Origin of the sequence: Kribbella pratensis (genome assembly GCF_004366075.1) — a bacterium.
GTDB classification, from domain to species: Bacteria; Actinomycetota; Actinomycetes; order Propionibacteriales; family Kribbellaceae; genus Kribbella; species Kribbella pratensis.
In genome coordinates, this window is record NZ_SODU01000005.1 from 145,246 (window position 1) to 156,940 (window position 11,695).

An 11,695-nucleotide genomic window follows, 5' to 3' on the forward strand; every position below is an offset into this window, starting at 1 on the left:
CAATCGTTGAACCTACGGCGCTGTTACACACCACGGCGGCGGAGGCCCGGACGGGGGCCACCGCCGTCCCGCGAACGTAGCAGCGTAGTGCGGACGGTCGAGATCGAATCTCTGCCTGCGTCAGACCGAAGCGGGAGTACGCAGGGCCTCGTCGACGGTCAGCAGCCGACCCTCGTGGATCTGTGCCACCAGGTGGTCGTTCTCTGCCTGGAGCCGCATCACGTGCGCCTCCAGATCTGCGACGCGCCGGTTGAGCAGACGAACCTGCTCGAGCATGCGCGGGTCAGTGCCTCCAAGATGCCCTAGAAGAGCCTTGGCCATTGTGCTGTCCTCCGGAAGGGTTCTGGCCGGTCGCGCTCCGTATCGAGGTCATGAAGGAGCGCCGAAAATGTGTGCCGTCTTTCAGGGTGACACCGGCGAGGGCGACGGGTCAACCTGGACCACGTTTATTAACGATACCTCGTTCACCAGCGGACATGGCGCGGGACCGGTTGACATTTCGGGCAGCGGTACGACGAACGGTTCATGAACGGCTCGCGACGGATCGGCCGGCCGTCCCGCGGGCAGGGCGATCCCTCCTGCCCGTAGACGTTCAGGCCACGCTCGAAGTACCCGGATTCCCCGTTCACGTTGACGTACAGGGCGTCGAAGCTGGTGCCACCAACGGTCAGCGCCTCGGCCATCACGGCGTGCGCCTGCTCGAGAATGCCCTTTATTTGTGAGGGTTTCAGCGTTTCTGTCGCCCGGGCGTAGTGCAGCTTGGCCCGCCACAACGCTTCGTCGGCGTAGATGTTGCCGATCCCGCTGATCGCGGTCTGGTCCAGCAGTGCTCGTTTCAGGCCGGTCCGGCGGCGGCGGATCTTCGCGGTCGCCAGCTCCGGATCGAACAGAGGATCGAACGGGTCGCGGGCGATGTGGGCGATCTCGGCGGGCAGTTCGGCACCGCCCTCGGAGTAGGACAGACCACCGAACATCCGCTGGTCCACAAAACGGACCTCTCCGCCGCCGTCGGCGAACCGGAACCGCACCCGCAGATGCGGCTCGTCGGGCGCGCCGACCGGCTGGACCCGGAACTGACCGCTCATTCCGAGGTGGGTCAATACCGCGTCACCGGACGTCAACGGCAGCCACAGGTACTTGCCGCGCCGGGCCGGCTCGGCGAAAACCTGCCCCTTGAGCCGCGAGACGAAGTCCTCCGGCCCGGCGGCATGACGCCGTACCGGGCGGGGGTGCAGCACCTCGACGGTCTCGATGGTCCGCCCGGCGAGAAACTCCACCAGACCCCGCCGTACGACTTCTACCTCAGGAAGCTCCGGCACTTCAGGACTGCGAGGGGTCCACGCTGTCGGGATGCGCGGCGCGCAGGGCCTTCCAGGCGGTCTCGGCGGCCTGCTGCTCGGCTTCCTTCTTGCTCCGGCCGATGCCGTGGCCGTAGGTGTCGGAACCGATCCGGACCCGCGCCTCGAACGTCTTCGCGTGGTCCGGTCCGGACTCCGCGATCACGTACTCGGGGACGCCGACGCCGAGCTGGGCGACCAGCTCCTGCAGCGACGTCTTCCAGTCCAGGCCGGCGCCGAGCCGGGCCGACGACTCCATCAGGTCGTCGAACAGCCGGTGCACGACCCCGCCCGCGACCTCGAAGCCGCGGTCCAGGTACACGGCGCCGATCAGCGCCTCGACGCAGTCGGCAAGGATCGACGACTTGTCCCGGCCGCCGGTGGCTTCTTCGCCGCGGCCGAGCCGCAGGTACTTGCCCAGCTTGAGCTCGCGGGCGACACCCGCGAGCGCACGCATGTTGACCACCGCGGCCCGTAGCTTGGCCAGTCGGCCCTCGGACAGGTCGGGATGGTTCCGGAACAACGACTCCGTGACGATGACGCCGAGCACGGAGTCCCCGAGGAACTCCAGCCGCTCGTTCGTCGGCAGCCCGCCGTTCTCGTACGCGTACGAGCGGTGGGTGAAGGCGTGCTCCAGCAGTTCGTCAGCCAGCGATACGCCGAGCCGCTGGTTCAGCTCGGCGTAGAGCCCCGTTTCGTTGGCAGAGTTCACTGTGAAGGTGGCCGTTTAGCTCTCGACGACCTGGCGACGCTCGCCCTTCGCGCCGTACTGGCCGCAGTTCGGGCAGACGGTGTGCTGCAGGTGCTTCGCGCGGCAGGCGGGGTTCACGCAGGTGACCAGCGACGGGGCAGTCGTCTTCCACTGCGCCCGGCGGCTCCGGGTGTTGCTGCGCGACATCTTCCGCTTCGGAACGGCCACGGTTATGACTCCTCGGTTCGGCCGGGGGCTGGTGGACCCGGCCGGCTCAGTCTGACGTTTTCGGGTGGAGCGGTACTGCGGTGTTGCGATGGAGCTGTTTCAGTTGTCCTGCTGGTCCTGCTGGAGCAGGTTGCCGAGGGCGGCCCAGCGCGGGTCGGTCCCGTCCTCGTGCTTGTGGCCGGGCTCGTCCGCCAGGCGTACCCCGCAGTCGGGGCACAGACCCGGACAGTCGTCCGTACACAGCGGCTGGAACGGCAGTGCGAGCACCACCTGGTCCCTCAGCACCGGCTCGAGGTCGATCAGATCGCCCTCCATCCGGCTGGCCTCGTCCGGCTCGGCTTCGCTCTCCGGGTAGACGTACAGCTCCTGGATGTCAGCGAGGAACTCGTCCTCGATGTCGACCAGGCACCGCGCGCACTCCCCGACCAGACGGCCGCGAGCCGTTCCGGTGACGAGCACCCCTTCGACCACCGATTCCAGCCGTAGATCGAACTGGATCGGATCGCCCTCGGGGACGCCGATCACGTCGATTCCGAGATCCGCCGGCGCCGGCGCCGTGAAGGTGACTTCGCGTTGGGACCCTGCGCGGCGGGTCAGCTCGTGCGTGTCGATCACGAGTGGGGACCGCGGGTCCAAGACGCTCAGAACATCCCTTTCAGGCGTGGGCAGGCAAGAACTCGGTCTCGTCGAGACCGGTGATCAACACTACCAACTCCCCGGCGTTGCGCCCAATCCGGGGACACTCACAGCGTGTTCAGTAACCGTGTGTGAACGGCCGGCGTCACGAACGTGCTGACGTCGCCGCCGAGCCGGGCGATCTCCTTGACCCAGCTGGACGAGATGAAGGCGTGTTCCGGCGCGGTCGGCAGGAAGACCGTGTCGACGCCGGTCATCCGCCGGTTCAGCTGCGCCATCTGCAGCTCGTAGTCGTAGTCGGCCGCCGAGCGCAGGCCTTTCACGATCACGCCGGCGCCCTCGGCCCGGCAGTAGTCGACCAGCAGCCCCTCGAAGGAGCCGATGCGGACGTTCGGGAACGGCTCTACCAGCTCGGTGAGCATCTCGATCCGCTCCTGCGGGCCGAACAGCCGGTTCTTCGACTGGTTCACCCCGGTCGCGACGATCAGCTCGTCGAAGGCGGCCGCCGCCCGGGTGACGATGTCGAGGTGCCCGACCGTGGGCGGGTCGAAGGTCCCTGGGAAAACGGCCCTACTCATCCCGGCACCTCGCCGTCGCCTTGACCATGGCGGTGACCGTACCAAAGGCGTGCCTCGCCGTACTTACGGTCCCGCAGCGCGGCGAACCCCTCGGGCCAGTCCCACGGCTCCCGTTTCCCGCGTTCGACGACCACGACCGCGTCGTCGGCGAGCCAGCCGTGCGTCACCAGGTCGGTCAGCACGTCCTGCAGCTCGGCCGTCTCTAGCTTGTACGGCGGGTCCGCGAAAACGAGGTCGAACACCGAGTCGAATCCAGGGGGAGCGTCCCCGGCTGTCACCTTCTCCACCGGCCGGGTCAGCAGCGTCGCACCCGGCAGCCCCACGACCTTGATATTGGCCGCGATCACCTCGGCCGCCTTCCGGTCCGATTCGACCAGCACGACCGTCGCGGCACCCCGGGACAGCGCCTCCAGCCCGATCGCACCGGATCCGGCGTACAGATCGAGGACCGCGAGCCCGTGGAAGCTCCCGAACTCGGACTCCAGCGACGAGAACAGCGCCTCGCGCACCCGATCCGCCGTCGGCCGCGTCCCACTCCCCGCCGGCACCCCGATCCGCCGCCCACCAGCCGCTCCCCCGATGATTCGGGTCACGGGGCCTCCCGTTCTGGACTGAGGAGCGGAGGGAGCGAAGCGACCGGAGCGACGAGGGAAGAACGGGAGGAGAAGCCCCGTGACCCCCGCGCCGGAGGCGCGGCATTCGACACAGTCACGTTTTCTCCAGGTACTCGGTGGTCTCGGACTGCAAGGCGTTTCGGACGATTGCGAGGAGTTCCGGGAACTCGGACAGGGCGGGGTCCACGCCGACGATCCTGGTGGCCTCGTGCCGGGCCGCGAGGATGATGTCCTCGTCCCGCAGCACGCTGAGCAGTTTGAGGCTGCTGCGCCGCCCGGACTGCGCGACACCGAGCACGTCGCCCTCGCGGCGGGTCTCCAGGTCGATCCGCGACAGCTCGAACCCGTCGGTCGTCGACGCGACCGCGTCCAGTCGCCCGTACGACTTCGATCCCGCCCACAGGTCCGTGACCAGCAGGCACAGCCCCGGGACCTTGCCCCGCCCGACCCGGCCGCGCAGCTGGTGCAGCTGCGAGATGCCGAACCGGTCGGCGTCCATGATCACCATCGTCGAGGCGTTCGGTACGTCGACCCCGACCTCGATGACCGTGGTCGCGATCAGTACGTCGATGTCCCCGGCCGCGAACCGGGACATCACCGCGTCCTTCTCCTCGGCCGGCAGCCGCCCGTGCAGGATCTCGACGCGCAGGTCGTGCAAGATCTCCGCGAGCGCCTCGGAGACCTGCATCACCGAGATCGGCGGGCGGGCCTGCTTCTTGCCGCCTTCGTCGGTGTCGAGGAGCTCGCCTTCCTCGTCCTTCGCGTTCTTGACGTCGTCCCCGATCCGCGGGCAGACGACGTACGCCTGGTGGCCCTTGCCGACCTCCTCGCGGACGCGCGCCCAGGCCCGCTGCAGCCAGTCCGGCCGCTCCTTGGCGGGCACCACGGACGACTGGATCGGCGATCGCCCGGCCGGCAGCTGGGTGAGCGTCGACACCGCGAGGTCGCCGAACACCGTCATCGCCACGGTCCGTGGGATCGGTGTCGCGGTCATCACCAGCACGTGCGGCGTGTTCTCGCCGGACTTCGCGCTCAGCGCGGCCCGCTGCTCGACCCCGAACCGGTGCTGCTCGTCGACCACCACGAGCCCGAGATCCGCGAACTGGACCTTGTCCTCGAGCAGCGCATGCGTTCCGACGACGATCCCGGCGGCACCACTGGCCGCGTCGAGCATCGCCGTACGGCGGGATGCGGCGTTCAGCGAACCGGTCAGCAGACCGATCTTGGTGGCATGTTCCGCGCCGCCGAGCATGCCCTGCTCGGCCAGGTCGCCGAGCATCTTGGTGAGCGTCTTGTGGTGCTGGACGGCCAGCACCTCGGTCGGCGCGAGCAGCGCGGCCTGACCGCCGTTGTCGACCACGGACAACATCGCCCGCAGCGCGACCACGGTCTTGCCGGAGCCGACCTCGCCTTGCAGCAGCCGGTGCATCGGGTGTGGCCGGGCTAGGTCGGCGAAGATCTCCTCCCCCACCTCGGCCTGGCCCTCGGTCAGCTCGAACGGCAGCCGCTGGTCGAAGTCGTCGAGGAGCCCACCGGCCTGCCGCGGCCGCGGTACGGCGCTCTGCGCGTCCATCACCGCGCGGCGCTGGGCGAGGATCGTCTGCATCACCAGCGCTTCCTCGAACCGGAACCGCTGCTGCGCGTCGTGGATGTCCTTCTCGGTGTCCGGAAGATGCACCTTCTGCAGGGCTTCCCGGAGGCCGAGCAGCTTCTCGTTGCGCAGGACCAGGTCCGGGACCGGGTCGTCGACGCGGTCGTCGAGGCTGTCCAGGACGATCTTGACGGACCGCTCGATCGTTGCGGTGGGCAACTTCGACGTGGCCGGGTAGATCGGGCGGAACGGCCGGGCCCGGCGTTCGATCTCGGCCTCGGTGAGGTCTTCCTCGTCCAGCACCTCGGTGCCGGGATTCTTCAGCTGCATGGTGGTGCGGAACATCGTCACCTCGCCCCAGAACAGGGCAGCGGTGCCGGGCGTCAGCTTCGTCAGCAGCCAGGGCTGGTTGAAGAACGCCAGCTCGATGTCGTTGCGGCCGTCGGTGACCACGACCTTGGTGATCGTCCGCTGCTTGCGGAACCTCTGGACCTGGTCGGGCTTGATCTCGATCTTGCTGTCCAGCGCGCGAGCCGTGACCTTCTTGACCCGGCCGTTGACAGTCGCCTGGTCGCCGACCTCCAGTTCGTCGAACGGGGTCAGCTCGCCCTTCTTCAGGTACCGCCGCGGGTAGTGCCGCAGCAGCTCGCCGACGGTCTCGATCTCGAGCACGTCCGCGAAGGTCTTGGCCGTCTTCGCCCCGAGGAAGTCCCGGAGCTTGCGGTCCATGTCGCCCGTACTGTTCAACACCGCTATTCCACCCCGATCAGCAACGGGTACCTGTCCTGTCCTCCGTCGTACACCACGACATCGACATCTTTGCGTTGCCGACGTACGTGCCGCTCCACAGCCTCGGCCAGGGCGGGGTCGGCGTCGCGGCCGGTGACGATCGTGAGCAGCTCGCCACCGCCGCCGAGCAACCGGTCGACGACCGCCAGCGCCGCCTCCTCCAGGTCGGCGGTGATCAGCGCGAAGTCGCCGTCGACGACGCCGAGCGCGTCGCCGATCCGGCACCGGCCGGCCATCGTCCAGGCATCCTTGACCGCGATCGTGACGGCGCCGTGCCGGGTCTGCCCCGCAGCCGCCGAGAGGTGTACGACGTCGTCGTCGAAGCTGCGGTCCGGGTCGTGGACGGCGATCGCCGCGAGGCCCTGGACCTGGGCGCGGGTCGGGATCACGGCGACCCGGATCCCGTCCTGGCGGGCGGCGGTGGCGGCGGCCTCGGCGACCGCGATCGAGTCCTGGTCGTTGGGCAGGATCACGATCTCCGGCGCCTGGGACTGCTCGATCGCCTGGAGCAGCTCGCCGGTGGAGCAGCGGCGGCCGGGAGCGCCGCGGATGATCCGGGCGCCCGCCTCGGCGAACAGCTCGGCGAGGCCTTCGCCGGCGACGACCGCGATCACCGCGCGTCCGGGGGCGGGCTCGTGGTGGTGCGCCTGGTCGTCGAAGTGGGTGACGCGGATCCGGTGCGGGCGGCCGATGTCGATGCCCTGCTCGATCGCGGCGCCGACGTCGTCGGTGTGGACGTGGACGTTCCAGAGCCCGTCACCGCCGACCACGACCACGGAGTCGCCGAGCGCGGCCAGGGTCTGCCGGAAGTCGCCGATCTTGTCGTCGAGCGCGTCGAGCAGGTACATCACCTCGTACGCGGGCCCGTCCTGGCTCTCGGCGCTCTCGCCCTGCGGTTCGACCCTGGCCGGTACGTCGACGCGCACGTGCTGCCCAGTGAGTACCGATTCCATCGCGCCCAGGATCACGACGAGGCCTGCTCCTCCGGCGTCGACGACCCCCGCATGCCGCAGTACGTCGAGCTGTTCCGTCGTCTTGGTGAGGGCCTGGCGGGCGGAGGCGACCGCGGCGAGGCAGACGTCGGCGAGGGTCTTGCCGTCGTTGGCGGCGGTCATCGCGCCGGTGGCGGCGGCGCGGGCGACGGTGAGCATCGTGCCTTCGACGGGTTGCGCGACGGCCCCGTACGCGGCGTCGGCGGCGAACTTGAGCGCGTCGGCGAAGGCGGCGGCCTCGCTCATCTGTGGATCGGCCAGGACGCCGTCCGTCTGGTGGTGCGGGAGGTTCTCGTCGAGGCGGAGGCCGCAGGCACGGATCAGCTGGGAGGTGATCACGCCGGAGTTGCCGCGAGCGCCGAGCAGGGCACCGCGGCCGAAGGCCTGGATCGCCTCGGTGAAGGTCAGTTCGCCCTTGGGCAGCGCCTCGCAGGCAGCTTCCCAGGTCAGGTAGAGGTTGGTGCCGGTGTCGCCGTCCGGCACCGGGTACACGTTCAGCTCGTCGATCTCGGTCCGGGCGCGGGCCAGATCGGCCAGTGCCGTCCGGGCCCAGGCCCGCAGCACGTCAACGGTCAATTCCTCCACGCCCGGAAGGCTAACGCGTACCGAAGGACAGGAGGTGGTCCCCTCCGGTGCTCGTGTTGCGCGGTTCGCCAGGCGTGGACCGGCCTATACGTACCCGACTACGTCCTGTTGTTCGGTACGGTTCCCGGGTGAGCGGCGGCAGGAGTGTGTTGTTCTCGGCCGCGGCCGACAGTTACGAGTTGGCTGTGCGGGAGATCCGGGGCGAGTTCGGGCGGGACGTGCGGGTCCAGCGGGTCGGCGCGGAGCTGGGACGGGTCGACGGGCCCCCAGGGCTCACAGTGGAGGCATTCGCGGCGGCGTGTGATGCGGGACGGATCATGTTCGTCCGGCATCTGACGGTGGAGATCGCCAGCTTCGAGGAGCTGCCGCCGGAGTACGAGCTGGCCGAGGTGGTGCTGGGCGAGCTGCCCGAGTACCCGAAGGCACTCGCCGTACAGGCCTGGACCGATGCGGCCGGCACCGGCGGGTCGTACTACCACCGCCTGGAGGAGGCCCTGACCGGCCGCGGGGTCGCCGTCACGCGTTCCGGGCAGGAGTACGTCGTCTCGTGCTTCGCGGGGCGGAAGGCGGTGTTGCTGGGGCTGAACCGGCTCGCGGACAGCCTATCGGACTGGCCCGGCGGGCGGATGCGGCTGGCTCGTGGTGACGAGCGGGTATCGCGGTCGGAGTTCAAGCTGGAAGAGGCGATCGCGACCTTCGGGCTGGAGCTGCCGCGGGGCGGGAAAGCAGTCGACCTCGGCGCCTCACCGGGCGGATGGACGCGGATCCTGCGGCAGCACGGGCAGGAGGTGTGGTCGGTCGACCCCGGTTCGCTGGATCCGCGCCTGCGCGGTGATCGCCGGATCCATCACGAGCCCACGACGGCGGGCCGGTTCTTCGCCGCGAACCGGGTCCGCTTCGACGTGGCCGTGAACGACATGCGGATGGACCAGGTGACGAGCGCCCGGATGATGCTGGACGCGGCGGCGCACCTACGGCGCGGCGGTCTCGCGATCGTGACCCTGAAGGGCGGCGGCAAGAACCCGCTGGACGGCGCCCGCCGCGGCATCGACATCCTCCGCGAGCAGTACGACGTACTCCACGCCCGGCAACTCCACCACAACCGCAACGAGATAACCGTGGTCGCGAGGCAGAGGTCCCGCGAGTAGGTGGCGCCGTCGCGAGCGTCGTCCCGCGGAGTGCTGGGCAAGGCGGAGGAGGGAGGCAGGACGGAGTCCTGTCGACCGACGACAACGCCGCCCAGTGCCCGCGGGGCGGCGCGCAGCAGGCGCCACCTACTCGCGGGACCTCTCAACACGAATAGGCGCCCGGGGTGAGACCCGGGCGCCTATCGGAAGGCCCTACACGGAGTGAAAGCTGAGGGATCAGCCGACGACGCGCTGGACCTTGCCGGCCTTGATGCAGGAGGTGCACACCTTCATCTTGGTGGGCGTGCCCTTGATGATGGCGCGGACCGGCTGGATGTTGGGGTTGAACCGGCGGGGCGTACGAGCCTTGACCCGCCGGATCATCGCGCCCTTACCCAGACGGGCAACGCTGTTGCCGAACGTCGGCTGCTTGCCGCAGACATCGCACTTCTTAGACATGATTCTCCGTGTTCAGGGTCGTGACACCGACAGACCATGTTACATGTGTGTCAGCGCCCCGCCAATTCGGCTGTCAGGCAGTGAGGTAGGCCACTTCGTCGTCCGTCAACGTGACCGAAAGACCAGGTGTTGAGGTCCTGGTCTCGCTGACGTGCCGCGGCCCGATCAGCGGGAACACCGGGTACGGCTGGTGCAGCAACCAGGCCAGCGCGATCGCTGTCGGCTCGACTCCCTTGGCGGCCGCCAGCTCCCGTGCCCGGTCGAGCCTACGGAAGTTCTCGTCGGAGTAGAAACAGCGCACGAGCTCCTGGTCCGAGGTGTCCTCCGGCTTGGCCCGTCCGGTGAAGAACCCGCGCGCCTGGCTCGACCACGGGAACAGTGCGACCTGCCGCTCGCGCAGCCACTTCTGCGACTCGTCGTCGGCCACGTGCCGGCAGCCGGCCCACGGTACGTCGTAGGCCCGCGCGAGGCTGAGGTGGTTGCTCAGCAGCGTGAACGGCTGCTTGCTGTTCGCCTCGGCGTACGCGTTGGCCTCGTCGAAGCGCGCGGTCGACCAGTTGGAGCCGCCGAACGCCTTGATCCGGCCGGCCTTGAAGTGCTCGTCGAGGACGTCGACGAACTCCGAGACCGGGATGTCCTCGTTGTCGCGGTGCATGAAGTACAGGTCGACGTGGTCGGTCTGCAGCCGTTCGAGGCTCTCGTGCAGTTGCCGGGTGATCGACTCGGGGTCGCAGTACGGCGTGTGCGCGCCCTTGCCGATCACGACCAGGTCGTCCCGGTTGCCCCGCGACTTCATCCACTGCCCGAGCAGCTTCTCGCCGCGGCCGCCGCCGTAGATGTACGCCGTGTCGAACGTCGTACCGCCACGCTCGACGAAGTCGTCGAAGATCACCGCGGCGTGCGGCAGCGTCTGCTGGTTGTCGACGCCCATGACGAGCCGGGAGACCTGCTTGTCGACGCCCGGCACCTTGCCGTACGTCATCGGGGCGTCGTCGCGCCGGGTCAGCGGCCGTCCGGTCGCGGTCGGGATGATCGCGTCGTCCCGCTCGCTCGCGTACTGCTGTCCGATCGCGGCCCGCCACTGGTCCTGGACCGTGAGGTTCCCGAGGGTGTCGGCCCAGGTCATCTCCGGCGCCTGCTTGGCCCCGGACTGGATCGCGGCCTGCACGGCCTCGGCCTCCGCGGTGTAGATCAGCGCCGGCTCCGCGGAGATGTCCCGCGGCTCCTCCCCCACCCGGTGCAGGGTGACGTGGGTCGGCTTGCCGTCGCCGCCGAACCACGGGTCCTCGACGACGAGGTATCCCTCGCTGCCGAAGATCCGGACCTGGTTCTGGTCGGCGAGCCGTACGCCGGTGCTCACCTGGGCGGTGACGCCGCCGTCGAAGAACAGTGTCGCCACGGTCCATTCGTCGGCGCCGGTCTCACCGACGTGCCCGACCGCGCTGACGGCGGCCGGGTCGGCGTACGGCTGCCCGGTGGCCGCGCCGGCGATCAGGCGGGCCATCGACACCGGGTACCCACCGACGTCGAGGATGCCGCCGCCGGCCAGGTCGTCGGCGAAGATCCGGCTCTCCGGCCGGTACCCGGCGGCGAACGCGAACGTGGCCTGGATCTGGTGGACGGTGCCGATCTCGCCGTCGCGGACCAGCTGGGCGATCAGCTTGGTCTGCGGCAGGCACCGGTACATGTACGCCTCCATCAGGAAGACGTCGTTGCGTACGGCGGCCTCGATCATCGCCTCGGCCCACGCGCGGTTGATCGCGAGCGGCTTCTCGCACAGCACGTGCTTGCCGGCCTCGGCCGCCTTGATCGCCCACTCGACGTGCATCGGGTGCGGCGTGGCGATGTAGACGGCGTCGACGGTTGCGTCGGCGAGCAGGTCGTCGTACGAACCGTGCCGGTTGGCGATGTCCCACTTGTCGGCGAAGGTGTTCGCCGACTCGAGGGACCGGCTGCCGACGGCGACGACCTCGTTGGTCTTCGAGGTCGGCACCTGACTGGCGAACCGGGAAGCGATGTTGCCGGTGCCGATGATGCCCCAGCGGAGCGTGTGGTCAGTCAAAAGAAA

General features: G+C 69.2%; 12 protein-coding genes. 1 reads left to right on the forward strand and 11 read right to left on the reverse strand.

Annotated features, from left to right (window positions below):
- Positions 1-120 precede the first annotated feature (120 nt).
- The 9 genes from EV137_RS37365 to fakA form a co-directional block, all read right to left on the reverse strand.
- Complete coding sequence (locus tag EV137_RS37365) at positions 121-276, reverse strand: hypothetical protein (RefSeq protein ID WP_238151152.1); 156 nt, start codon at positions 274-276, stop codon at positions 121-123.
- A gap of 188 nt (positions 277-464) precedes the next feature.
- A complete protein-coding gene (mutM, locus tag EV137_RS37370) occupies positions 465-1,319 on the reverse strand; it encodes a bifunctional DNA-formamidopyrimidine glycosylase/DNA-(apurinic or apyrimidinic site) lyase (protein WP_134011201.1) in 855 nt (284 codons plus the stop codon).
- Position 1,320: 1 nt separating this feature from the next.
- The gene (rnc, locus tag EV137_RS37375; RefSeq protein ID WP_130387617.1) at positions 1,321-2,049 is read right to left on the reverse strand and encodes a ribonuclease III; all 729 of its coding nucleotides are present in this window, start codon (positions 2,047-2,049) and stop codon (positions 1,321-1,323) included.
- 15 nt (positions 2,050-2,064) lie between these two features.
- On the reverse strand, positions 2,065-2,256 hold the full coding sequence (gene rpmF / locus EV137_RS37380; protein ID WP_130387616.1) for a 50S ribosomal protein L32: 192 nt from the start codon (positions 2,254-2,256) through the stop codon (positions 2,065-2,067).
- A gap of 99 nt (positions 2,257-2,355) precedes the next feature.
- The gene (locus tag EV137_RS37385) at positions 2,356-2,871 is read right to left on the reverse strand and encodes a YceD family protein (RefSeq protein WP_238175824.1); all 516 of its coding nucleotides are present in this window, start codon (positions 2,869-2,871) and stop codon (positions 2,356-2,358) included.
- A 128-nt stretch (positions 2,872-2,999) separates the two neighbouring features.
- Positions 3,000-3,470, reverse strand: coding sequence for a pantetheine-phosphate adenylyltransferase (coaD, locus tag EV137_RS37390; protein WP_134011197.1), 471 nt, complete (start codon positions 3,468-3,470; stop codon positions 3,000-3,002).
- Positions 3,467-4,063 (reverse strand): 16S rRNA (guanine(966)-N(2))-methyltransferase RsmD, encoded by a 597-nt coding sequence (gene rsmD / locus EV137_RS37395; RefSeq protein ID WP_134132890.1) that lies wholly within the window; start codon positions 4,061-4,063, stop codon positions 3,467-3,469. The genes coaD and rsmD overlap by 4 nt, the downstream gene beginning before the upstream one ends.
- 115 nt (positions 4,064-4,178) lie before the next feature.
- Positions 4,179-6,425 (reverse strand): ATP-dependent DNA helicase RecG, encoded by a 2,247-nt coding sequence (gene recG / locus EV137_RS37400; protein WP_238175825.1) that lies wholly within the window; start codon positions 6,423-6,425, stop codon positions 4,179-4,181.
- Between the two features lie 2 nt (positions 6,426-6,427).
- Positions 6,428-8,041 carry a fatty acid kinase ATP-binding subunit FakA gene (fakA, locus tag EV137_RS37405; RefSeq protein ID WP_134132891.1) on the reverse strand — a complete coding sequence of 538 codons (1,614 nt, stop codon included), beginning with the start codon at positions 8,039-8,041 and terminating at the stop codon, positions 6,428-6,430.
- 128 nt (positions 8,042-8,169) lie between these two features.
- Between fakA and EV137_RS37410 the strand changes: the two genes are divergently transcribed.
- Positions 8,170-9,189 (forward strand): SAM-dependent methyltransferase, encoded by a 1,020-nt coding sequence (locus tag EV137_RS37410; RefSeq protein ID WP_238175826.1) that lies wholly within the window; start codon positions 8,170-8,172, stop codon positions 9,187-9,189.
- 216 nt (positions 9,190-9,405) lie between these two features.
- Here the strand turns inward: EV137_RS37410 and rpmB are convergent, their stop codons facing one another.
- Both rpmB and EV137_RS37420 read right to left on the reverse strand, forming a co-directional pair.
- Positions 9,406-9,627, reverse strand: coding sequence for a 50S ribosomal protein L28 (gene rpmB, locus EV137_RS37415; RefSeq protein ID WP_130387610.1), 222 nt, complete (start codon positions 9,625-9,627; stop codon positions 9,406-9,408).
- Between the two features lie 73 nt (positions 9,628-9,700).
- A complete protein-coding gene (locus EV137_RS37420) occupies positions 9,701-11,689 on the reverse strand; it encodes an aldo/keto reductase (RefSeq protein WP_134132893.1) in 1,989 nt (662 codons plus the stop codon).
- Between the last annotated feature and the right edge of the window lie 6 nt (positions 11,690-11,695).

What these genes read in the sequence shown, in the direction of transcription:
- EV137_RS37365 (WP_238151152.1), bottom strand. Translation starts at nt 276, where the DNA reads ATGCTCGAGCAGGTTCGTCTGCTCAACCGGCGCGTCGCAGATCTGGAG.
- coaD (WP_134011197.1), bottom strand. Translation starts at nt 3,470, where the DNA reads ATGAGTAGGGCCGTTTTCCCAGGGACCTTCGACCCGCCCACGGTCGGG.
- rpmB (WP_130387610.1), bottom strand. Translation starts at nt 9,627, where the DNA reads ATGTCTAAGAAGTGCGATGTCTGCGGCAAGCAGCCGACGTTCGGCAAC.